General features: G+C 71.9%; 19 protein-coding genes and 1 riboswitch. Of the genes, 8 read left to right on the forward strand and 11 right to left on the reverse strand.

The genetic code is table 11. The features are described 5' to 3' along the window. Nucleotides 1-40: 40 nt before the first annotated feature. Both ACI2K4_RS02075 and ACI2K4_RS02080 read right to left on the reverse strand, forming a co-directional pair. Complete coding sequence (locus tag ACI2K4_RS02075) at nt 41-829, reverse strand: CbtA family protein (RefSeq protein WP_404508027.1); 789 nt, start codon at nt 827-829, stop codon at nt 41-43. Nucleotides 830-848: 19 nt separating this feature from the next. Beyond that, a complete protein-coding gene (locus ACI2K4_RS02080) occupies nt 849-1,076 on the reverse strand; it encodes a CbtB domain-containing protein (protein WP_404508028.1) in 228 nt (75 codons plus the stop codon). Between the two features lie 53 nt (nt 1,077-1,129). Next, a riboswitch (cobalamin riboswitch) is annotated at nt 1,130-1,205 on the reverse strand. A 165-nt stretch (nt 1,206-1,370) separates the two neighbouring features. Between ACI2K4_RS02080 and ACI2K4_RS02085 the strand changes: the two genes are divergently transcribed. Continuing rightward, a complete protein-coding gene (locus ACI2K4_RS02085) occupies nt 1,371-1,940 on the forward strand; it encodes a histidine phosphatase family protein (protein WP_404508029.1) in 570 nt (189 codons plus the stop codon). A gap of 3 nt (nt 1,941-1,943) precedes the next feature. On the opposite strand, the gene recQ is transcribed toward ACI2K4_RS02085, so the two are convergent. Next, nucleotides 1,944-3,815: a DNA helicase RecQ gene (gene recQ, locus ACI2K4_RS02090; protein ID WP_404508030.1), complete on the reverse strand. Its 1,872-nt coding sequence runs from the start codon at nt 3,813-3,815 to the stop codon at nt 1,944-1,946. Between the two features lie 9 nt (nt 3,816-3,824). After that, on the reverse strand, nt 3,825-5,477 hold the full coding sequence (locus ACI2K4_RS02095; RefSeq protein WP_404508032.1) for a RecQ family ATP-dependent DNA helicase: 1,653 nt from the start codon (nt 5,475-5,477) through the stop codon (nt 3,825-3,827). Nucleotides 5,478-5,733: 256 nt separating this feature from the next. On the opposite strand from ACI2K4_RS02095, the gene ACI2K4_RS02100 reads away from it, so the two are divergent. After that, complete coding sequence (locus ACI2K4_RS02100; RefSeq protein ID WP_404509153.1) at nt 5,734-6,828, forward strand: DUF2207 family protein; 1,095 nt, start codon at nt 5,734-5,736, stop codon at nt 6,826-6,828. An 11-nt stretch (nt 6,829-6,839) separates the two neighbouring features. On the opposite strand, the gene ACI2K4_RS02105 is transcribed toward ACI2K4_RS02100, so the two are convergent. The 3 genes from ACI2K4_RS02105 to ACI2K4_RS02115 form a co-directional block, all read right to left on the reverse strand. Further along, the gene (locus tag ACI2K4_RS02105) at nt 6,840-7,262 is read right to left on the reverse strand and encodes a hypothetical protein (RefSeq protein WP_404508034.1); all 423 of its coding nucleotides are present in this window, start codon (nt 7,260-7,262) and stop codon (nt 6,840-6,842) included. Between the two features lie 188 nt (nt 7,263-7,450). Beyond that, nucleotides 7,451-8,701, reverse strand: a complete 1,251-nt coding sequence (locus ACI2K4_RS02110; protein WP_404508035.1) for a hypothetical protein — start codon at nt 8,699-8,701, stop codon at nt 7,451-7,453. Nucleotides 8,702-8,716: 15 nt separating this feature from the next. Beyond that, the gene (locus tag ACI2K4_RS02115; protein ID WP_404508036.1) at nt 8,717-10,243 is read right to left on the reverse strand and encodes an alkaline phosphatase D family protein; all 1,527 of its coding nucleotides are present in this window, start codon (nt 10,241-10,243) and stop codon (nt 8,717-8,719) included. Between the two features lie 412 nt (nt 10,244-10,655). On the opposite strand from ACI2K4_RS02115, the gene helR reads away from it, so the two are divergent. Then, nucleotides 10,656-12,824: an RNA polymerase recycling motor ATPase HelR gene (gene helR / locus ACI2K4_RS02120; RefSeq protein ID WP_404508038.1), complete on the forward strand. Its 2,169-nt coding sequence runs from the start codon at nt 10,656-10,658 to the stop codon at nt 12,822-12,824. A gap of 85 nt (nt 12,825-12,909) precedes the next feature. Beyond that, nucleotides 12,910-14,052 carry a hypothetical protein gene (locus ACI2K4_RS02125; RefSeq protein ID WP_404508040.1) on the forward strand — a complete coding sequence of 381 codons (1,143 nt, stop codon included), beginning with the start codon at nt 12,910-12,912 and terminating at the stop codon, nt 14,050-14,052. A gap of 35 nt (nt 14,053-14,087) precedes the next feature. Here ACI2K4_RS02125 and ACI2K4_RS02130 read toward each other — a convergent pair whose 3' ends face one another. Next, nucleotides 14,088-15,407 (reverse strand): hemolysin family protein, encoded by a 1,320-nt coding sequence (locus ACI2K4_RS02130; RefSeq protein WP_404508041.1) that lies wholly within the window; start codon nt 15,405-15,407, stop codon nt 14,088-14,090. A 214-nt stretch (nt 15,408-15,621) separates the two neighbouring features. On the opposite strand from ACI2K4_RS02130, the gene ACI2K4_RS02135 reads away from it, so the two are divergent. Next, a complete protein-coding gene (locus ACI2K4_RS02135; RefSeq protein WP_404508042.1) occupies nt 15,622-15,891 on the forward strand; it encodes a GlsB/YeaQ/YmgE family stress response membrane protein in 270 nt (89 codons plus the stop codon). Nucleotides 15,892-15,925: 34 nt separating this feature from the next. On the opposite strand, the gene ACI2K4_RS02140 is transcribed toward ACI2K4_RS02135, so the two are convergent. Then, a complete protein-coding gene (locus ACI2K4_RS02140) occupies nt 15,926-17,329 on the reverse strand; it encodes an FAD-dependent oxidoreductase (protein WP_404508043.1) in 1,404 nt (467 codons plus the stop codon). Nucleotides 17,330-17,700: 371 nt separating this feature from the next. Here ACI2K4_RS02140 and ACI2K4_RS02145 point away from each other — a divergent pair, with 371 nt between their 5' ends. From ACI2K4_RS02145 to ACI2K4_RS02155, 3 genes are all read left to right on the forward strand, one after another. Next, the gene (locus tag ACI2K4_RS02145; RefSeq protein ID WP_404509155.1) at nt 17,701-19,020 is read left to right on the forward strand and encodes a D-alanyl-D-alanine carboxypeptidase family protein; all 1,320 of its coding nucleotides are present in this window, start codon (nt 17,701-17,703) and stop codon (nt 19,018-19,020) included. Nucleotides 19,021-19,086: 66 nt separating this feature from the next. Continuing rightward, nucleotides 19,087-19,572: a GNAT family N-acetyltransferase gene (locus ACI2K4_RS02150; RefSeq protein WP_404509156.1), complete on the forward strand. Its 486-nt coding sequence runs from the start codon at nt 19,087-19,089 to the stop codon at nt 19,570-19,572. Nucleotides 19,573-19,836: 264 nt separating this feature from the next. After that, nucleotides 19,837-20,745, forward strand: coding sequence for a pentapeptide repeat-containing protein (locus ACI2K4_RS02155; protein WP_404508044.1), 909 nt, complete (start codon nt 19,837-19,839; stop codon nt 20,743-20,745). Nucleotides 20,746-20,793: 48 nt separating this feature from the next. Here the strand turns inward: ACI2K4_RS02155 and fmdA are convergent, their stop codons facing one another. Both fmdA and ACI2K4_RS02165 read right to left on the reverse strand, forming a co-directional pair. Next, nucleotides 20,794-22,047: a formamidase gene (gene fmdA, locus ACI2K4_RS02160; protein WP_404508045.1), complete on the reverse strand. Its 1,254-nt coding sequence runs from the start codon at nt 22,045-22,047 to the stop codon at nt 20,794-20,796. A gap of 87 nt (nt 22,048-22,134) precedes the next feature. After that, complete coding sequence (locus ACI2K4_RS02165; RefSeq protein WP_404508046.1) at nt 22,135-22,434, reverse strand: zinc ribbon domain-containing protein; 300 nt, start codon at nt 22,432-22,434, stop codon at nt 22,135-22,137. Nucleotides 22,435-22,650: the final 216 nt, after the last annotated feature.

The following is a 22,650-nucleotide window of genomic DNA, read 5'->3' on the forward strand; positions in this document are numbered from 1 at the left end:
CCCGCCCCGGACGCCGTCCGGAGGGGTCGGGGTGAGGGTGCTAGGCGGTTGCCGGTTCGGTGACCCTGCCTTGGTTCGCGTCGGCTCGGACCCGGCGTTCGGTGAGGGCACCGAACAGCAGGCCGAGGGTGGCCCAGGTGACGAACTGGGTGCCGAGCGAGGAGAGCCGGAACTCCCACAGCACCAGGGCGGGGAAGCCGTCGGGCACCTCGTTGATCGTCGGCAGCGCGAGCTGTACGACGGCGATGAACACCGCGTACGCACCGACCGCCAGCAGGCTGGCGTTCCAGGCGCCGTAGCGCGGGTGGAGCCACCGGCCGAACCGCACCGCGAGCAGCCCGGCGGCCACCCCGATCACGATCATGAGGAAGTACAGGACGGTCCGCTGGCCGAGCGTGTCCGGGTTGCCGGTGGCGGGCGGGTTGGCCGGATATTTCAGGAACGGTACGAGAGCCACCGTCACGAAGCCGCCGAGGGCGACAAGTGCGGCGGTGGCACGTGGTCCGAAACGTCCGATCCGCCCGTACGCGACCGCAAAGGCGAGCGCGAACAGCCCGCCCAACGCGACCCCGTACACCAGTGCGGCGGTGGCCAGCCCGATCGTGCTCTGCACGAGACGGCTGACCAGTTCGGGCTCGGCTTCGTCGGTGTGTGCCCCGGCGTCGGCGGCGTGCGCCGCCGCGTGGGCCGCCGCACCCTGGGCGGACTCGAAGTCGATGGCCTGTCCGACCGGACCCTCACCGAACAGGGTGGCGAAGAGGTAGGCGGCGACACCGGCGGCCAGGCCGACCAGCATCCCACGGATCAGCAGTGTTCGAGCGGAGAGCATGGGGGTGTCCGCTCGCCGGTCAGTGGCAGGGGAAACCGAGCAGGTGCCGCCCGTCGTGGACGAACTCGTGCACCGTCTCCCCGGAGAACACCGAGGTCACACCCTGCTCCGCGCCGACGAAGTAGAGCAGCACGACGGCCAGGACGGCACCGAAGATCGCCCAGGGCAGGATCTGGCGCAGCGGGATCGGCGTCGGCGCCGGTACGGCGGTCGGAGCCGGCAGAGCGGATGCGGATGCGGTTGCCATGGCAAACCTCCTCGGGATCACGCGTCCCATAGTGGTGTCGGTGACGGTGGAGGGTCTGACTTCCGGAAACCGCCTCGCGGCGGCGACCGGTTACAGTGGCGCGACCGTGCCGGGTTCACACCGGCTTCCTCCCACCATCACGCTCGTGGTCGGGACGCTACGGCCGGCGACGCCAGGGTGTCAACCTGCGGCTTCCCGGGCCTGGTGGGCCGGTGCCAGCCAGGTGACGGCGGGTAACGGCAACCGGTGTCGCGCCCGCGTCACCACGTCGCGAAAGGTGGGTCGGCAGCGCCGGTGACAACCCGACTTATCCTGGTCGCGCACGCCTCGACCTCGGCCGTACGCCGGGCCGCGTTCCCGCTGGACGAGCCCTTGGACGGGCACGGCCTGGCCGACGCCACGGCTGCCGCCGACACCCTGCCCCGGCACGACGCGGCGCGCTGCGCCCCGAGCCGTCGCTGCCTGGAGACCGCCGCCGCGCTGGGCCTGACGCCCACCATGGACAACGGGCTGCGTGACGGAGATCTCGGTCGATGGTCGGGTCGCACCCTCGACGACGTCGCCGCCGACGAGCCGGCGGCGGTCGCGGCCTGGCTGACCGATCCGACCGCCGCCCCGCACGGCGGGGAGAGCCTGGGCGACCTGCTCGACCGGACCGGCGCCTGGCTGAGCGAACTTCCCGGCACCGCCGGCACGGTGATCGCGGTCACCCACCCGATGGTGATCCGCGCCCTGGTGGTGAACGCGATCGCGGCGACCCCCGCCTCGTTCTGGCGAATCGACGTCGCCCCGCTCACCCGGACCGTGCTGCGCGGCGGCGCCGGCCGGTGGAACCTGCGTCGGATGGCGGATCGGTTGGGCTGAGCGTCACTCCTGGGCGAGCGTGTCCAGGATGTGCTGGCCGAACTTGGCCAGCTTGTTCTCCCCGACCCCGCTGATCTTGCCGAGTTCAGCCAGGGAGGACGGCAGGTCGGTGGCGATCTGCCGCAGCGTGGCGTCGTGGAAGATCACGTACGCCGGGACGCCCTGTTCCTTCGCGGTGGCGGCCCGCCAGGCGCGCAACCGCTCGAAGACCGGCTCGGCGGCCGGCGGCAGGACCACCTGCGCCGCACCGCCACGCGACTTCGTGGCCCGGCTCGTCGAGGTCCGCTCCGGCTCCCGCCGCATCATCACCGTACGTCGGCGGCCGAGCACCTCCGCGCTGGCGTCGGTCAGCACCAGGGTGCCGTACTCGCCCTGCACCGCGAGCAGACCCTGGGCCAGCAGTTGACGGACCACCCCACGCCACTCGGCCTCGCGCAGTTCGGTCCCGATGCCGAACACGGTCAGCGAGTCGTGGCCGTGCTGGGTGACCTTCTCGGTCGGCTTGCCGAGCAGGATGTCGATCGACTGGCCGGCGCCGAACTTCTGGTTGCGCTCGCGATGCAGCCGCAACACCGTGGAGAGCAGCTTCTGGGCCGGCACGGTGGCGTCCCAGGACTCCGGCGGGGTGAGGCAGGTGTCGCAGTTGCCGCAGGCGCTCGCCTGCTGGCCGAAGTAGGCGAGCAGCCCGACCCGCCGGCACTCGACCGTCTCGCAGAGGGCCAGCATGGCGTCGAGGTGCCCGGCGAGGACCCGCCGGTGTGCCGGGTCGCCCTCGGAGCTGTCGATCATCTTGCGCTGCTGCACCACGTCCTGGAGCCCGTACGCGAGCCAGGCGGTCGACGGCAACCCGTCGCGACCGGCCCGGCCGGTCTCCTGGTAGTAGCCCTCGACCGACTTGGGCAGGTCGAGATGGGCGACGAAGCGTACGTCGGGTTTGTCGATCCCCATGCCGAAGGCGATCGTGGCGACCATGACCAGCCCGTCCTCGCGCAGGAAGCGCTTCTGGTTGGTCGCCCGGGTGGCCGCGTCCAGCCCCGCGTGGTAGGGCAGCGCGTTGATGCCGTGCCCGACCAGGAACTCCGCCGTCTTCTCCACCGAGGCGCGGGAGAGGCAGTAGACGATGCCGGCGTCGCCGGGGTGCTCGGTGCGCAGCAGGTCGAGCAACTGCCGGCGCGGCTCCTGCTTCGCCACGATCCGGTACTGGATGTTGGGCCGGTCGAAGTTCGCCACGAAGTGGCGGGCGCTCTCCAGGTTCAGCCGGGCCGCGATCTCGGCGTGGGTGGCCGGGGTCGCGGTCGCGGTCAGGGCGATCCGGGGTACGTCCGGCCACCGCTCGTGCAGCATCGACAGGGCGAGGTAGTCCGGCCGGAAGTCGTGGCCCCACTGCGCCACGCAGTGCGCCTCGTCGATCGCGAAGAGCGCGATCCGACCCCGGTCCAGCAGCCCGAGGGTGGCACCGGAGCCGAGCGCCTCCGGTGCCAGGTAGAGCAGGTCCAGTTCACCGGCGAGGAAGGCGGCCTCGACCTGGCGACGGGCGGCGAAGTCCTGGGTCGAGTTGAGGAAGCCGGCCCGGACCCCGAGGTTGGTCAGGGCGTCCACCTGGTCCTGCATCAGCGCGATCAGCGGCGAGACGACCACCGCCACCCCGTCGCGGACCAGCGCCGGGATCTGGTAGCAGAGCGACTTGCCGCCGCCGGTCGGCATCAGCACCAGCGCGTCCCCGCCGCCGACCACCTGCTCGATGATCTCCTGCTGGCTGCCCCGGAAGGCGTCGTAGCCGAAGACCCGGCGGAGCACCTGCAACGGTGTGGACGCCTCGGGCGCCGGCCGGGTCACCGGTTCGGTGGCGGACCGCAGCTCGGTCGGGGAAACCATCCGTGGAGTCTACGAGTCCCGGCCGGCAACCCCGGTAAGCAGCCCCTGCTCGCTGACCACGGGTACGGAAAGCGTCTTGTATCCGACATTGTCGAACAGGACGGTCATCCGGTCGTCCTCGTAGCTCAGCACCAGACCCGGCCCCCACTCGGCGTGCCGTACGGTGCTGTGCACCGGGAACGGGCCGCTCGCCCCGTCACCGGCGGTGCTGGTGCCGGCGTGGCAACTGTCGCAGTGTCCGCACGGGGAGTCGAGCTGCTCGCCGAAGTACGCCAGCAGGGACTGGCTCCGGCAGCCGGTGGTCTCGGCGAACGCCCGCATCATGTCCGTACGGGACCGCTGGACCGCCTGTTGCCGCTCCGCCTCGGCCACCGCCGCTCGGGCCGCCGCCACCGGGTCGGGCGCGTACCGGGGGCTGGTCAGGCGCTGGGTCGAACCCGTCGTACCGGCCGCGCCGACCCGTTCCAGCAGGGCGAGGAGCTGGCCGACCTTGCGCGGGCCCCACCCGGTCAGCTTTCGTAGCTCGGCCCGGCTGGTCGGTCCGGAGCGCAGTGCCGCCGCGAGTTCGGCCAACTCGTCGAGGTCGGGCGTACCGCCGGTGAAGAAGCGCCGCAGGGCGACGTCCTCGGCCCGCCAGAGCAGCAGCGCGTGCGCCGGGGCGCCGTCCCGGCCGGCTCGGCCGATCTCCTGTAGGTAGCTGTCCGGCGAGTCGGGCAGCGCCAGGTGCGCCACCCAGCGGATGTTGGGCTTGTCGATGCCCATGCCGAAGGCCGAGGTCGCCACCATGATCGGCACCTGGTCGTCGAGGAACCGCTCGTGCAGTTCGTTGCGTTTACCCGCCGGCATGCCGCCGTGGTAGAACGCGGCGTCGTGACCGGCGGCGACGAGTCGGGCGGCCAGTTCCTCGGCGGCCCGCCGGGTCGGCACGTAGACGATGCCGGGGCGCTGGTCCGTGCCGAGCAGGCTGAGCAGCCGCCGCCACCGGTAGTCCTCGTCCGGGCAGTGCGCCACCTCGAGGAAGAGGTTGGGCCGGTCCAGGCCGGCGACGACCGTACGCGGGTCGTCCAGACCGAGCCGGGCGACGATGTCCTCGCGTACCGGGGGAGAGGCGGTCGCGGTCAGCGCGACCACCGGCGGTCGGCCCAGTCCCCGGATCAGTTGACCGAGTGCCAGGTAGTCGGGGCGGAAGTCGTGGCCCCACGCCGAGATGCAGTGCGCCTCGTCGACCGCGACCAGGGCCGGACCCAGCGCGCGTACCTTGGCCAGGCACTCCGGGTTGGTGAGCTGCTCCGGTGTGATGAACAGGAAACGGGCCTCGCCCGTCTCGATCTCGCGCAGCGCCGCCGCCTGCTGGTTCGGTGTCTCGGCCGAGCTGACCCGGACCGCCCGCAGGCGGCCCTCGCCCCGTTCGTTGAGGTTGCGGATCTGGTCCTGCTGCAACGCCAGCAGCGGGGAGACCACCACGGTCGGGCCGGGTAGCAGCGTCGCCGGCACCTGGTAGATGGCCGACTTGCCGGCCCCGGTGGGGAGCACGACGAGGGCGTCGCGTCGCTTCAACAGCGCCCGCATCGCGGCGAGCTGGCCGGGGCGCAACGCGCGCCAGCCGAAGTGGAGCCGCGCCGCGCGGCGCAGCCGGGTCGAGTGCAGAGTGGGCAGCTTCATCGGAGGCCGGAGGTACCCACGGCGGCCGAACGTGAAACGACTCCCGAATCCGCCGGACCGGCTGGTGGCCGGGCGGGGAGAGCCGCCCGGCCACCACTAGGTGCGGTTGCCGGTCACGCGAACGGGTCGTCGTCCGCCGCGCAGGTGACGCCCGGTGCCGGTAGCGCGCCGGTGAAGAGGTACTCCCGCTTCACCCGCTCCCGGCCCCGACCCACGGCACGCCACCGTCCACCCCGCCGGTCGCGACGCCGCCGACCTGAACGCGTACGAGCGGCAGGTCCTCGACCGGGTCGTCGAACGCGCGGTCGACGGCCTGGTGCCACTGACCGCGCTCGGCTTCTCCGACGCGGACCGGTCGGCCGACTGGGCCGCCCGGCTGGCGACCGCGGTGACCGACGACGCCCGGCGGCTCGGCCTGTCCCGCCCGCGTTACTCCCGCAGCGCCGTGCGGGCGCTCCGGGCCTGGGGTCTGCTCGCCGCGGTGGGGTTCTCCGCCGGTGCCGGGCACTACATCGCCCGCCGGATGGAGACGCCGTTCCTGGCGCTCGCCCTGTTCCTGTTCGCCGCGATCGTGTTCTGGAACCTGGCCAGCGGGGTCCGGGGTGAGCGTGACACCGCCGCCGGCCGGGCCGCCGCCGGTCGCTGGCTCGGCGTACGCGACTGGCTCGCCAACCACGACTCGTTCGCCGACCTGCCGCCCTCGGCGGTCGCGGCCTGGGACCGGTACCTCGCCTACGGTGCGGCGCTCGGCGTCACCCGGACCGCCTCCGCCGTGCTCGACCTCGGCATGGCCGACCGGTCCCGGCTCTGGTCGTCGTACGGCGGCCGGTGGCGGCAGATCAACGTCACCTACCCGAGCGGCAAACCCCGGTACGGCCAGTCGCTCGGCTGGATCGCCTTCCGGGCCGTCCTCGCCGGCATGCTCGGCTGGGCCTTCAGCCTCTCCATGGACCTGGGTCACCTGGTCGGGGCCGACCCGGTCAGCCGGTCGTTGGCCCTGGTCGGTCTGGTCCTCTGCGGCTACGCCGGCTATCTCGGGTTACGGGTGCTGGTCGACCTGTTCGCCCCGCAGACCGCGTCCGGCCGGGTGCTCTGGCACCAGATCTGGCAGAGCCGGGTGGACGAGGACAGCTCGGGTACGAACGCGAACCGACCGATCAACTTCCACCTGGTCCTCGACGACGGCCAATCCGACCACACCCGGGCCTGGATCCTGCCGGCCGAGATCGGCGACCGGTGCCAACTCGGCGACGTGGTGACGATCCGGGTCCGCCCGTGGACCCGCCGGGTGATCCGGGTGACCCTGCGACAGCGGGCCTCCGACGCCCAGCGGTCGGCATCCGCCGGGTAGCCGCCCGGCGGTCAGGGTCGGTTGCCACCGGTGACGGTGAAGAAATCGGCGTACGGCGTGTCCCTGAACCTCTCCGCCATCAGCCGGCCGATCAGCAGCACGGCCGGTAGTGGCCGGTGGTTCATGACCAGGTGCTGGGCCTGACCCCGATCGTTGCGGTAGACCACGGCGATGTTGGCGACCGGCTGGCCCTGGATCCGGGACGAGTAGTCCTCGACGAACCCGTTCTCCCCGTACTCGCCGACGTAGACGAACTCCTGGTACTCGTACAGACTCCGGGCGTAGGCCAGCAGCGTCCGTACCGCCTCGGCGCCGTGCACGATGCCGTTGAGCACCGCGCCCTCCATCGTCACGTCGTCGGCCAGATCCTTGATCCAGGTGGGTTGGTAGTCGGTCCGCCGCCTGGCCGGATCACCACTTCCGAGGTAGGTCATCACAGCAACATAGCGCCCACATCCGGGCGATGAGGACGAACCAGGCGACGGGCGAACCAGGCGACGGGAGCGCGCCCCGACCGAGGCAAGCGTCCCCCGGCCCCGACGAGCGCCGCCTCCCAGGTGAAAGGAAGGGCCCCTTGTTAACCATATGCGTTAACAAGGGGCCCTTCCTTTCGCTGAGGGGGTCACCAGGAGGAGTTGGTCGCTCCCACGCCCAGCAGGATCTGGTCGAACTGGTTGCCGTCGTTGTCGTCGGTGTAGCTGGCGGCCACCTCGCCCCAGGGCGAGCTGGTCACCGCAAGCTGCTCCTGACGGCCGGTGGCGACCTGGCTGAACACCTGGGCGGCCAACCGGCCGGTGCCGGTACCGTCGGCGTTCAGACCACGGATCCGTACGTCCGAATCGGTCCCCTGCACCGTCCAGCCGACCACCACGTTGGCCTGGTCGTCGATACCGACGGTGGGCGCGACGGCCCCGGCGCCGGAGGAGGTCTCGACCTCGTTGTGCCGCGCCACCCCGGCGGAGGTGAACGAACGGGTCCACACCCCACGGGTGCCGGTGTGGTCGGACTCCCAGGCGACGGTGAAGTCACCGGCGAAGTTCGCCGCCACCGCCGGGCGTACCTGCTGTCCGGCGCTGGTGACGTTGGCGGTCCGGCGGGAGAGCGTGACCGCGCCGTTCGCCCGGGCCAACCGGGTCAGGCCGATGTTGTACGAGCCGTTGTTGTCACCGTCCTCGTCCCAGACCACGGTCGCCTCGCCGGAGGCCGAGACCGCCACGTCGGGCCGGTGGTGCTGACCGGTGGTCTGGCTCGCCGTCACCTCGTACGCCTTGGTGGTGAGGTTGGTGTAGCCGGCCGCCTTCACCGTCGCCGGGTTGGTCCCCTGCACGTCCTCCCAGACCACGGTGAAGGCCACCCCGGCCGCGTTGTTCGGTACGCCGTCCGGGTCGACCGCGACCTTCGGTGCGAGTTGCTGGCCGGCGGCGTCGACGTTGGCCCGCCCCGAGGCGAGCACCGCCCCGGTCGGCGACACCACCCGGTACGGCACGTTGTAGACGCCGTTGCCGTCCGGGTCGTCGGACCAGACCACGACCGCGTTGCCCTTGTCGTCCAGGCCCACGTCCGGGTTGATGTGCTTCCAGGCGACGCCGCTGGTGCCACCGGCGGAGAGCTTGGTCTCGAAGACGGCGGCGCCGTTGTTGAACACGCGCAGGTAGATCTCCGAGTGCAGGTTGTCGCCCGGGTTGGTGTCGTCCCGGTCGTCCTCCCACACCACCGCGACCCGCCCGTTGCGGTTGGCCGCGACGGCCGGGCCGTCCTGGTCGCCGGTGGCGACACTGTTCGCGGTCGACCAGGTCACCGGCTCGGCGGCGAGGTCGCTCGGCACGGGCGCCGCGAGCAGCGACGCGACGATCATTGAGGTGATGGCTGACATGTCGTTGGTCTCTTCCTAAGCGGGCCGCAGGCCGGGCTGGCCGTCGACGATGACGAACGAGCCGACCGTGGAGACCGGGGCACCGTGCTCGGTGACCGAGGCCACCGCGCGGAAGTCGGCCCGGACCTGGCTGGGACTGATGGTCGTACGCACGTAGCCCCGCCGGTCGGAGGAGAACTTCAGGTGCGGGTTGTTCGACTGGTTCGGGATGGTCGTGCTGGCGCTGCCGTTGCCGCCGGAGGTGATCGAGGTGCAGACCAGTTCGGTGCCGATGGTGGCCGACGACGAGCTGGCGTAGTCGGCCTTCAGGTCGTTGGCCCAGGCCCGGTGCACGTCGCCGGTGAGCACCAGCGGGTTCCGTACGCCCCGCTGCTGCCAGCCCTGCTGGATCCGGGAGCGCGAGGCGCGGTAGCCGTCCCAGGCGTCCATGTTGGCCGCCCCGGCGGCGTCGAGCTGCCGGGCGAAGAAGACCTGCTGGCCCAGGATGTCCCAGGTGCCGTAGTGCTGGGCCAGGCCGTCGAGCAGCCAGGTCTCCTGGGCGGCGCCGGTCAGGCTGCGCGAGGGCAGGTCGGCGTCGGTGGAGACCTTCCAGCCGTCGCCGCTGGCCTGGTCGTCGCGGAACTGACGGGTGTCGAGCATGTGGAAGGTGGCGAGCTGACCCCAGCGGACCCGGCGGAACAGCGAGATGGCGTTGCCGCTCGGCGCGGAGCTGGGCCGCAGCGGCATGTTCTCGTAGTACGCGCGGTAGGCGGCGGTACGGCGCGCGGTCCACTGCGCGGTGGTCAGCGCCGGGCTGTTGTTGGCCCGGACCATGTTGGCGTAGTTGTTTTCCACCTCGTGGTCGTCCGGCACCACCAGCCACGGCGCGGCGGCGTGCGCGGCCTGTAGGTCCGGGTCGGACTTGTACTGGGCGTAGCGGCGGCGGTAGTCGGCCAGCGAGACGATCTCGGCGCCGACGTGCTCGCGTACCGCCCCGGCGGTCGCGCCGCCCTCGTAGATGTAGTCGCCCAGGTGCAGGACGAGTCCGGGGTTGTCCTCGGCGATCCGCCGGTAGGCGGTGTAGTAGCCCGACTCGTAGTGCGCGCAGGAGGCGAAGGCCATCACCAGGTCACGGCCGAAGGTGCCGACCGCCGGTGCGGTACGGGTACGTCCGACCGGCGAGATGTGGCCCTGGGCGCGGAACCGGTAGTAGTAGTCCGCGTCGGCGGCCAGCCCGCCGGCCACCACGTGTACGGAGTGCGCGTCGGCGTAGCGGGCGACCACCGAGCCGGAGGCGACCAGCGAGGTGAACCGCTCGTTCGGCGACACCTGCCACTCGACGGTCACGTCGGCGTTGGCCATGCCGCCCTGCCCGTCGGCGTTGAGTGGCGACGGGGCCAGACGGGTCCAGAGGACGACGCTGTCGGGTGCGGGTTCGCCCGAGGCCACCCCCAACTTGAACGGGAACGGTACGGCGGCCTGGGCAGCGTGCCAGGGGGCGACCACCGTACCGGCGGTGGCAAGTCCACCCAGGACGATGGTGCGGCGACTGAGCCTTCTCATGGTCGACAACCCTGGGTGTCGTGCGTGAACGCCCAGGGCCGAGGTGGAGAAAGTGAGATGACACGCAGGTAGTTACATCAGGGACAGTAGATGTACAAGATCGTGAGCTGGGCGTTTGCGGCGGGGCGGACCGGTCGGTGTCCTGGGACCGGTTGGTGTCCTTGGAACCGCTCGGTGTGCCGGGAACGGGGCGGCTCGCGCCCCGGAAAGTCGGGAAAAGGAGGAGACCCACTCCTGTCCCTTTCTAATTTATAGCGCACAGGGGGGCTTGCGGCAAGACCGGGGTCATGCCGCAGAATCGTCGGCCGAGGCCAGGACCTGCGGAAATGGGAGTCGCGACCGGTGGCGCGGGCATCTCGTCCCGGGCAATGGGCGCACGCGACCTCCGATCGGAGCTGACGAATTGAATTCCATGACGAACGGCGTTTTCGAGCTTCCCGAGAACCTTTCGCCGAAGGCCGACCCGACGCTGATCGCCGGCGACGAGCGGCACTTCGCGGCCATCGCGGAGAGCCTCGACCGGTTGCTCGCCGACCTCTCCGACCGCCTCGACGCCGAGCGCAGGGCACCCGGCGGCGTCGGCCAGCAGGCGATGAACCGGGACCTGGAGATCCACCGGCTCACCGCCCGCCTGCGTGCCCTGCGTCGCTACGGGGTTGACCTCTGCCTCGGGCACATCGTCCACCCGGACAACCCCGAACCCGTGTACGTCGGACGACTCGGCCTCAGCGACGACACCGGTCGTCAGCTCCTGCTCGACTGGCGCTCCCCGGCGGCCGAGCCGTTCTTCGGGGCGACCCACGCCAACCCGATGGGCCTGACGAGCCGCCGCAGATACCGCTGGACCAGCGGTCGGATCACCGACTACTGGGACGAGGTGTTCACCCCCGACGGATTCGAGGGGCACGCCGCGCTGGACGACCAGTCCGCCTTCATCGTCAGCCTCGGCGGCAACCGGTCGGCCCGGATGCGCGACGTGCTCGGCACGATCCAGGCGGACCAGGACGCAATCATCCGGGCCGGCTCCCGGGGCGCCCTCGTCGTCGACGGCGGTCCCGGTACCGGCAAGACCGTCGTCGCGCTGCACCGCACCGCCTACCTCCTCTACTCCGACCCCCGCCTCGGTCACCGCCGTGGCGGGGTGCTGTTCATCGGTCCGCACGAGCCCTACCTCGCGTACGTCGCCGACGTGCTGCCCAGCCTCGGCGAGGAGGACGTACGGACCTGCACCCTGCGCGACCTCGTCCCCGAGGGAGCCGCCGCGACGGTCGAGAAGGACCCGGAGGTGGCCCGCCTGAAGTCGTCCGCGGAGTTGGTACGGGCGGTCGAGGAGGCCGTCAGGTTCTACGAGGAGCCACCGACCGAGGCGATGACGGTGACGGTCGACTGGGCCGAGATCCGGCTGGACGCCGACGACTGGGCCCAGGCGTTCGAGGCGCCGGCACCCGGCACCCCGCACAACGAGGCGCGCGACCAGATCTGGGAGGAACTGCTCACGATCCTGGTGGAGAAGCACGACGGCGACGAACCGACCGACCTGCTCCGCGCGACGTTGGCGCGGGACCGGGAGCTGCGTACGGCCTTCAACCGGGCGTGGCCGCTGCTCGAACCCGCCGATCTTGTCGGAGACCTCTGGTCGGTCCCCGCCTACCTGCGCAGGTGCGCGCCCTGGCTCGGCCCCGACGAGATCCGCCGGCTCCAGCGCGCCGACGCCCGGGCCTGGACGGTTTCCGACCTGCCGATCCTGGACGCGGCACGGCAACGGGTCGGCGACCCGGAGGCGTCCCGACGTCTCCAGCGGCACAACGCCGCGATCGCCGCCGAGCGGGAGCAGATGTCCCGGGTCGTCGACGACATGCTCGCCGCCGAGCACGACATGGAGGGCGCGACGACGATGCTGCGGGGACAGCGGATCGACCCGGACACCGGCCGGGTCGTGGACATCCGGGACGACCTGGTGGTCGACACCCCACCGCCCGACACCAACCCCGACCGGTACGCCGGCCCGTTCGCCCACGTTGTCGTCGACGAGGCCCAGGAGCTGACCGACGCGCAGTGGCAGATGCTGCTGCTGCGCTGCCCGTCCCGGAGCTTCACCATCGTCGGGGACCGGGCCCAGGCCCGGCACGGGTTCACCGAGTCGTGGCGGGAGCGGCTCGGGCGGGTCGGGCTCGACCAGGTGAACCTCGCCTCCCTGAGCATCAACTACCGGACCCCGTCGGAGATCATGACGGAGGCCGAGCCGGTCATCCGGGCCGTGCTCCCCGACGCCAACGTGCCGACGTCCATCCGGGGTACGGGTGTCCCCGTCGTACACGGATCCGTCTCGGACCTGGGCGCGATCGTCGACGCCTGGCTCGCCGCGAATGCCGAGGGGATCGCCTGCGTCATCGGCGATCCGACCTTCCGAGCCACGCCCCGGGTCCGGTCACTGCCGCCGGAACTGTCGAAGGGCCTCGAGTTCGACCTGGTTGTCCTCGTGGACCCGGAGTCCTTCGGCGAGGGCGTCGAGGGGGCGGTGGACCGCTACGTCGCGATGACCCGGGCGACCCGGCAACTCGTCATCCTGACGAGTGCCTGAGCCGTGCCGCCGGAATGTCGTAGCCCCGTGACATGCTCGCGCGGCCAGAGATCAGGCGATATTCGCGACCAGCACGAGGACGGCCATGCCCACCGCTGACGAGCTCATCAGTACCAGGACGGTGGCGGGACTCGTAGGTGTCCTCACCGCCGCCGCGCCGGACCGCACCTGGGAGACCGTCGCCGCGAGCGGGACCGCCCTGGCCGGTCTCTCGCTGAGCGAACGGGCCCAGGCCATCCGGGACGCCCTCCTGGCCGACCTGCCCGGCGACCACCCGGGCGCCGCCGCGATCGTCGAAGCCGCCCTCGGCGACCCGGCCTTCACCGGCTGGATGATCTGGCCGGTCACCGAGGCGGTCGCGGTGCTCGCGCTCGGCGGGCCCCACCCGCGTGGCGGCCCGGTCGAGCAGAAGCCGCGGGACCGTTCGGAGGCCGGCGACTTCGAGGCCGGGCTCGGCTTGCTCGCCGCGCTCACCGGCCGGCTGACGGGGGAGTTTGCCCTGCGTGCGTTCCTCAACGCCGACCTGGACCGGACCCTGGCAACCGTGGCCGGCTGGACCAGCGACCCGGACGCGCACGTGCGCCGGCTGGCCAGCGAGGGCACCCGACCCCGGCTGCCCTGGGCCAAGCAGGTCGCGGCCCTGAAACGGCGACCGGACGCCACCCAACCGATCCTCGACGCGCTCTACCGCGACAACGAGGAGTACGTGCGGCGGTCGGTGGCGAACCATCTCAACGACGTCAGCCGGCTCGATGCCGATCTCGCCGTCGACACCGCGGCCCGGTGGCTCGCGGACCCCGAGCCGACCACGCCGCGCCTGGTCCGCCACGCGATGCGTACCCTGGTCAAGGCCGCGCACCCGGGCGCCCTGGCGCTGCTCGGCTTCCCGCCGCCGGCCGGGGTGGCGGTCTCCGGACCGCACCTGGCCGAGGCCGCCGTGCGACCCGGCGGTGAACTCGCCTTCGAGGTGGTCGTCGCCAACGAGGGGGAGCGGGACGCCAACCTGGTGATCGACTACGTGGTCCACCACCGCAGGGCCGACGGTCGGCTGGCGCCGAAGGTCTTCAAGCTGGCTACCAGGGTGGTGCCGGCGGGGGAGCGGTTGACGATCACCCGCCGGCACTCCTTCCGGCCGATCAGCACCCGCCGCTACTACCCCGGCGAACACGCGATCGAGGTCCAGGTCAACGGCGTACGGTCGGGCCTGGTGAGCTTCGTGCTCGGCTGACCGGACCGGTCGGCGGTGCGCCGGGGTAGTAGCGGTCAGGGCCTGGTCCTGGCCTCCGCCGGGTCCGGTTCGTCGACCTCGGACGGGTCGGCCGCCCGGGGACGCAGCCGCACCTTCGTGATCGCGTGCCCGGTGATCTCGACGACCTCGGCGCTGAACGCGGGCACCTCGACCGTCTCGCCCGGCGCGGTCGGGATGTGGCCGAGGCGGGCGAGCAGCAGCCCGGCGATGGTGGTGTAGTCGCCGTCGTCGGCCTCGTCCAGGTCGAGCCCGATGTCCGGCAGGTCGTGGATCGGGAAGGTGCCGGAGAGCAACATGGTGCCGCCGGGCTCGCGGACCACCGCCTGGACGTCCCGGTCGGTCTCGTCGTAGATCTCCCCGACGATCTCCTCGATCAGGTCCTCCATGGTGACGATCCCGTCGATCGACCCACGCTCGTCCACCACCAGCGCGAACTGCTGCCGCTGCTGGCGCATCTGCCGGATCGCGTCGGTGACGCCGAGGGTCTCCGGCATGAACAGCGGCTCGGAGACGTGGTCGCCGACCGTGCCGACGCCGTCGAGCAGATCACGCAGGTGCACCACGCCGACCACGTTGTCCAGGCCGGCGCGGGTCACCACCGGCGCACGCGAGTGCCCGGACCGGGCGAGTCGCTGCAACCCCTCGGCGGTGGCCAGGTCCGACCGGAGCGTGACGACCTCGCCCCGGGGGACGAGGATCTCCCGCAGGATCCGGTCGGCCACCTCGAACGCGCCGCTGATGATGGTCCGGTGTTCGGCGGTCAGGCTGGGCTGGGAGGCGACCATGTCGCGCAGTTCCTCGGGGGTGACCTCCTCCCGGCCGCCGTCGGGGTCGGCGCCGGTCAGCCGTACGACGGTGTTCGTGGCCCGGCTGAGCAGCCAGACCGCCGGCCGGGAGAAGGTCGAGAGCATGTCCAGCGGGCGGGCGACCAGCAGGGCCCAGCCCTCGGTACGCTGCATCGCGACCCGCTTCGGGGCCAGCTCGCCGAAGACCAGGGTGAGGAAGGTCAGCAGGATCGTGACCAGCACGATCGCCACCGGCTCGGCCGCCGAGCCGAGAAAGCCGAGCGGCCCGACCAGCGGTGCGGAGAGTGACACGGCCGCCGCGGCGGAGGCGAGGAAACCGGCCAGGGTGATGCCGATCTGGATGGTGGCCAGGAACCGGTTCGGGTCCCGGGCGAGCCGGGCCAGCACCCGCCCCGTACGCGACGCCCGCTCCAGTCGCTGCAACTGGCTCTCGCGCAGCGACACCAGTGCCATCTCGCTGCCCGAGAAGACCGCGTTGACCAGCACCAGCACCGCCACCAGTGCCACCTGGAACCCGTAACCACCCACGCCGCGACGCCTTCCCTCAACCGACCGGTCGGAGCCACAAAGGTAGCCGGTGTCGCCGGGTACGTCCGGTCGCCCGAGGGTCGCCGCACGACTCCGCTCATATTACGCATCGACGGACTCCTACTCTCCCGTCGACGGCGAGGTCACACTGGGGATTGAGACGGCCCGCCGGGTGGGTAGAACCGCGCGGCAGACAATGAAGGGAAGGACCGACATGGAGATCAGTGGCATCTTCACCGCCCTCGTCATCGGCCTCGTCATCGGCGCGCTCGGGCGCCTCGTCGTACCCGGCAAGCAGAGCATCCCGATCTGGCTCACCCTGGTCATCGGCATCCTCGCCGCCCTGCTCGGCACGATCGTCGCCGGTGCCCTCGACGTCGCGGACACCCGTGGACCGGACTGGATCGAACTCGCGCTCCAGGTCGGTCTGGCCGCCGTGGGTGTCGCGCTCGCCGCCGGAGCCTACGGTCGCCGTACGCCCTGAGCGGTGACCGCCGCCGGTCGCCGCTCGTCGGGGGTCAGCGGAGGGCGCCGAGCAGACGCAGTCGCAGGGCGCGGGCCAGGGTGCTCGGCCGGGCGAGGGCGGACGGATGCTCGACCATCCCGGTCACCATGGCCAACCGGTCGTTGGTCACCCCGTCGGTCATCGACACCTGGAAGAGCAGGTTGCTGAACCACCTGATCAGCCTGTACCCGCGTGGGTACGGGCCGACGACGTGCGGCAGTTCGAGGTCGGCGAAGGTGGAGATCCGCCAGGCCGCGTCCACGATGACCCGGACCTGGGCGAAGTAGGCGTGGGCCGGCTCGGTGTGCGGCGCCGGACCGGAGCGCAGGTACGCCGACAGGCAGGAGGCGTGCAGCATGGCCGACGTCATGCCCTGGCCGTAGATGGGGTTGAAGGAGGCGACCGCGTCCCCGGTGACGACCAGCCCGGCGGGGAACCGGTCGAGTTCGTGGAAGTCGCGTCGCCGGCTGTCGGCCTGGTGGTACGTGGCCACGTCGCCGATCATCTGGCCGTGCTCCGCGATCCGGCGGAAGTCGTCGGGGAAGTGGTCACGGCAGCGGGCGGTGAAGTCGTCCGGGTCGCGGCTGGGCCGGTCGTCGTCGTAGCCGGCGACCAGCATGATCCACCGGTCGCCCTCGACCGAGTTGATCCCGCCGATCCGGGCGACCCGGCCGGGGCCCGGTGTGGTCTGGGCGACCGCCACCCAGGCGTCGCTCACCTGCTCGTCGCGTTTGAACAGCGCGGTGGCGTAGTTGAGCTTGATCGCCATCCGACGCGTCGGCGGTCGGGGCCAGCCGGCTCGGGCGAGCCAGTCGCCGAGTCGGCTGGAACGCCCCATGGCGTCGACCACCAGATCCGCGTCGACGGTCAGCGGCTCGGTGGCTCCGACCGGGAGGTAGCGGGCGCCGCTGACCCGGGGACCGTCGAAGACCAGGCCGTCGGACCGGCCGGTGACCAGGGTGATGTTGTCGATCGCCAGGGTCCGGCGACGTACCAGCGCCTCGAGGAAGGGGCGGGTGGTGATGAGTCCCGGCAACTGTGGACCGGACATCGGCGCGGTGCGACGTACGCCGTTGATGAAGACCTTGCCCGTACCGCCGGTCGGTGGCGGCGCGCCCGCTTCGAACGCCTGCTCGGTGAAGCCGGGGAACCAGCGTTCCAACTGTGTCTGCCCCGCCGTCAGCAGCGCGTGCACCTGGCTGCCCTGCGGTACCCCCCGGCGCGGGCCGTGGTCCACTTCAGAGCCGTCCCGCTCGATGATCAGGACCTCTTCGGCATGCTCGCTGAGCACCCGGGCCGCCATCAGCCCGGCGATGCTTCCGCCGAGCACCACCGCCCGGCGCATGATGATCCTGCTGTCGGTGGGCCGCTCCGACGTCGTGATCCGGTGGAAGAGTTGGGACGCTGACGGCGGCATGGGCACTCCTTCTCCGACCAGCGGGCGATCACCCTGGACCCGGTCGAGATGGGCGACGTCACCACCTCCCGGTCACAGTGCGCTGCTGGTCGACTGCGTAGCGGAATCTCCGCGAACTATAACTGGCTGCACGTCCAGGCCAGCCGGTGATTGCCGCGACGCTCTGGTGTGGAGGACTGTCAATCTTGTGACACCCGAAGTGAAAGCTCCCGCCCCTGCCAGCGCGATCGCGGCCACCGGTCGTCTCTCCCGCCCGCCGGGCAGTGCCTCGGTCGCGGGCGCACACGATATGACCGGATCGGCCGGGGGCTCCCGAGCATGGGCGAATGATCCCGGTTATTCTGCTAGCCCATGAGAGGTTGGCGCTCATGATGGTCCGGCGTCTTCTCGGCGCGCTGACCGCTGTCGCGATCAGCATGCCGGCCACGACGGTTCTCCCGGCGGGCGTGGCCGGGGCGGCGACGGCAGGTACGGCCACCGCGTCCCCCACCGCACCGCCGGTCCCCTGTCCGGTGCCCAGTCCGCCGGTGCCGCGCCCGACGTCGCCGGCACGCCCCAAGGCTCCCGCCGACGACCCGGCCGAACGCGCTGTCGGCGGTCCGGCACTCGCCTCGTCGGGACTGGTCGTCGCGCCGGGCACGGCCAAGCCGCCGGGCGTCTCCGCGACCTCGTGGCTGGTCGCGGACCTCGACACCGGTGCCGTCCTCGGCGGCTGCGGTCCGCACGAGTACGCCACCCCGGCGAGCGTGCAGAAGCTCCTGCTCACCGCGACCGTGCTGCCGAAGCTCGACCCGAAACAGGTTGTCACGATCACCCGTGCCGACCTCGACTTCGAACCCGGCAGTTCCGCCGTGGGCCTGCTGCTCAACGGCCGGTACCCGATCGAGACCATCTGGCTGGGACTGTTGCTCAACTCGGGCAACGACGCGGCGAACGTACTCGCCCGGCTGGCCGGTGGGTCCGAGGGCGTGGACGGCACCATCGCCGCCATGAACGAGCAGGCGCGGCAACTCGGCGCGCTCCAGACGCACGCGGTGACGCCCTCCGGCCTGGACGCACCCGGGCAGTTCACCAGCGCGTACGACCTGGCACTGATCGCCCGCGCCTGCTTCGCCCAGGAGACGTTCCGGCGTTACGAGCTGACCGAACGGACCCAGATCCCGGCCCAGCCGCCCAAGAAGGGCTTCCAGATCCAGAACGACAACACCCTGATCTTCCGTTACCCCGGCGCCATCGGCGGCAAGACCGGGTTCACCGACCTGGCTCGGCACACCTACGTCGGCGCGGCCGAGCGCGACGGCCGGCGGCTGGTGGTCACCCTGCTCGGGGCCGAGGCCCGGCCGCTCCGGGGGTGGCAACAGGGCGCCGCACTGCTCGACTGGGGTTTCGCCCTGCCCCGCGACACGTCGGTCGGCCGGCTGGTCGAGCCCGGCGAGACGCTCCGGGCCTCCGCCTCCCCGTCGACGGAGCGGGCCGGGGACGGCTCGGCGATCGGCGCCAGCGCGCGGGGCGGTGCCCGTACGATCCCGTGGCTCGACGGGATCTCGCCGACCGTCGGCGTCGGCCTGCTCGCGGCCTTTGTCGTCGCGGCGCTGGTGACCGTGGTCGCCCTGGTGGTGGGCAGCCGGCGCGGCCAGCGTCGCCCAACCGGCCGCCGTCGACGTCGCCGGCAGGGCGTGTTCGACGGCTGACCGGGCCGGCCCGGGACAAGGACAAATCGGTTGTCCGTTCTCGGGGAGCGGCGCTACCGTCCGGCGGTGCTGATCCGAGAGTTTGTCGACCGGGACTGGCCCGAGGTGTGGCCGATCGTGCGGGAGATCGTCCGGGCGCAGGAGACGTTCCCGTACGACCCCGGGATGACCGAGGCGCAGTCACGGGGCGTGTGGGTGGAGTCCCCGCCCGGCCTGACCGTGGTCGCGGTGGACGGGGACCGGGTGCTCGGCACCGCGAAGATGGGAACGAACCGCCCCGGACCCGGCGCGCACGTCTCGACCGCCAGCTTCATGGTGGCGGCCGACGCCCGGGGACGCGGCGTCGGCACCGCCCTCTGCCGGTACGCGCTCGACTGGGCGCGCGAGCGCGGCTACGCCGGGATGCAGTTCAACGCGGTCGTCGAATCCAACAGCACCGCCGTCGAGTTGTACCGTCGGCACGGCTTCGAGGTGGTCGGTACGGTGCCGGGCGCCTTCGCCCACCCGACCCTGGGCCGCGTCGGCCTGCACGTGATGTACCACGCCCTCTGACCCCGTTCCGCCCGGCGGGCCGACCCCGGCGGGCCGACCCCGGCGGGCCGACCCCGGCGGGCCGACCCCGGCGGGCCGACCCCGGCCGTGCGGCAGCGCGTCCGCGCTGGTCAGGAGCGGGATAGGCTGCACCCGCCCGTCGGCACCGACCTGGAGATGTCTCCTTTGACCGCGCCTGGCTCCGATGACCCGCCTAGCCCCGACCCGGGCGCCCACCCCGTGACCGATCGCTCCGTGACCGCCCACCCCGGCACCGATCGCCCCGTGACCGATCGCTCCGGCCTGCGGGCCGACTGCGCGAGCTGCTTCGGGCTCTGCTGTGTCGCGCCGGCCTTCGCCGCCTCGGCCGACTTCGCGATCGACAAGGCGGCCGGGCACGCCTGCCCGAACCTCGGCTCGGACTTCCGCTGCGGCATCCACCGCGACCTGCGACGGCAGGGCTTCGCCGGGTGCACCGTCTTCGACTGTCTCGGCGCGGGGCAGAAGGTCGCACAGGTCACCTACCGGGGCGTGGACTGGCGGCAGGCGCCGGGCGACGTGGCCCGCATGTTCGACGTCTTCGGCGTCATGCGCCAACTGCACGAACTGCTCTGGTATCTGACCGAGGCGCTGGAGCTGGCACCGGCCCGCCCGATCCGGGGCGAGATCTCCGCCGCGCTGGAGCGGACCGAAGAGCTCACCCGACTGGGCCCGGAGGCCCTGCTCGACCTCGACGTACCGGCGCACCGGCAGGCCGTCGACGTGCTGCTGACCCGGGTCAGCGAGCTGGTCCGGGCCGGGGTCGGCGACCGGCGGGTCGACCGTCGGGGCGCCGACCTCGTCGGGGCGAGGCTGCGCGGTGCCGACCTGCGCGGCGCGAACCTGCGGGGCGCGTACCTGATCGGGGCCGACCTGCGTGGCGCGGACCTGCGGATGGCCGACCTCATCGGGGCCGACCTGCGGGCGGCCGACCTGCGCGGGGCCGACCTGCGCGGCGGCATCTTCCTGACCCAGTTCCAGGTCAACGCCGCCATCGGCGACGACGCCACCCGGCTGCCGGCGGCGCTGGGCCGACCGCCGCACTGGTCGTTCCCGGCGCCGCCACCCGGCCGGGCGGTGCTTCCGGTCAGCCGGAGGGCCGCAGCGGCGGGGACGCCCACACCGCGCTCCCGGCGCGGCCGCAAACCCCGGTAGCCCAGGCCGCGTCGGGGGCGGTCCGAGCCGAACCGGGTACGCCCACCGTCAGAAACTGGCCTTGGGGGCGCCCCTGCCCGGGTCGATCCTGCGCGGGCCGTCCGACGACGGCCGTACGTCGAAGTCGAAGATCGCGGTTGGCAGGTACACCGTGGCGCAGGAGTTCGGGATGTCGACCACGCCGGAGAAGCGTCCCTCGATCGGGGCCGCGCCGAGGATCAGGTACGCCTGCTCCGGGGTGTAGCCGAACCGGGTCAGGTAGTCGATGGCGTGCAGGCAGGCACGCTGGAACGCAAGCTGCGAGTCCAGGTAACGCTGCTCGCCGTCGAGCGTGACCGAGGTGCCGGAGAAGGCGAGCCACTCGCTGTACTGCGGGCTGACGTTGCCGGGCATGAAGATCGCGTTCTCGCCGACGCCGTACGTCTGCATCCCGCCCTTGATCAGGTCGACGTGCAGGTCCAGGATCCCGCCCATCTCGATCGCGCCGCAGAAGGTGATCTCGCCGTCGCCCTGGGAGAAGTGCAGGTCGCCGACGGAGAGGTTGCCGCCCGGGACGAAGACCGGATAGAAGACCCGGGTCCCCTTGGTCAGGTTCTTGATGTCCTGGTTGCCGCCGTTCTCCCGGGGCGGTGCCGTACGCGCCGCCTCGGCCGCCACCCGGTCGAAGTCGGCCCCGGTCAGCGAGCCCAGGATCGCGTCCTGCGGTTCCGGTGGCAGCGCCAGCGGCGGCACCCGGTCCGGGTCGGTCGCCCGCAGCGCCCCCTCCCTCGCGTTCCACCTGGCCAGCAGTTCGGCGGAGGGCGCGGTGCCCATCATCCCCGGGTGGGTGATGCCGGTGAAGGAGACCCCCGGGATGTGCCGCGAGGTCGCCCGCTGCCCGCTGAAGTCCCAGATCGCCTTGTACGCGTCCGGGAACTGGTCGGTGAGGAACCCGCCACCGTTCTGCTTGGCGAAGATGCCGGTGTAGCCCCAGCCCTGGCCGGCGAGCGGTCCGGAGTCCTCCTGCGGCAGCGGGCCGACGTCCAGGATGTCCACGATCAACAGGTCGCCGGGCTCGGCGCCCCGCACCGCGAACGGTCCACTGAGCGCGTGCACCGTGGTCAGTGGCGCATCCCGGACGTCCTCGGCCGAGTCGTCGTTGTGGATCGCGCCGTCGAACCACTCGCGGCAGTAGACCCGGAACGTCTGGCCGGGGCGGACGGTCGCCACCGGCGGGATGTCCGGGTGCCACCTGTTGTGGCCGACCTTCTCCTGGTCGGCGAACCTCTTGGCTGAGTCGAGCGGAAAGATGACTTCGGGCATCGTGGGTCCCCTTCACCCGGAGCGCGTCCGGGCAGGTGTCGCGTGGTCGGTCCGGCCGGTGTCGTACGTCCGGGCCGGCTGGTCGGGTCAGGGTCGGGGCAGGCGGAGCCGGGCCGGGTCGGCGGGCCGGGTGGTGGCTCGGCCCGTACCGGGCTGCGGTGGTCGGCCGGGAATCCGGGTCACCACCTCGGGGGTCTCCGCGCTCCGTCCGGCCCGGTCGACAGCGGCGGCCAGTGGCCGGGGCGTGGCGTTGACCAGCGGTGGCGTGAACACCCGGGGCGAGGCGCTCCGGCAGGTCGCGCACCGGACGGTCCGCTCGGCGGTGCCGATCGGGAACCGCGTCTCGAAGTCGCCGTGGTACGGGCAGCGGTACGCGTACGTCGCCAAACGGCTCTCCCTTCGGGTTCCCGGAGTCCGTCCTGCCCAGCATCGGCCAGCAGGCGGTGGTTCCGCAGGACAACTCGACAAGTGGTGCGGGCCGGGCCGGCGGGTCAGGCAGGAGCGGATCGGAGCGATGGGACAGACATTGATTAGGAAAGCTTCCTAATGAACAATCGAGGCGGCGGCCGCCGGTGCACCGCAGTCCATGTCGAGCCCTCACTC

Origin of the sequence: Micromonospora sp. NPDC050397, from assembly GCF_044901685.1 — a bacterium.
In the GTDB taxonomy this organism is placed as follows: Bacteria; Actinomycetota; Actinomycetes; order Mycobacteriales; family Micromonosporaceae; genus Micromonospora_G.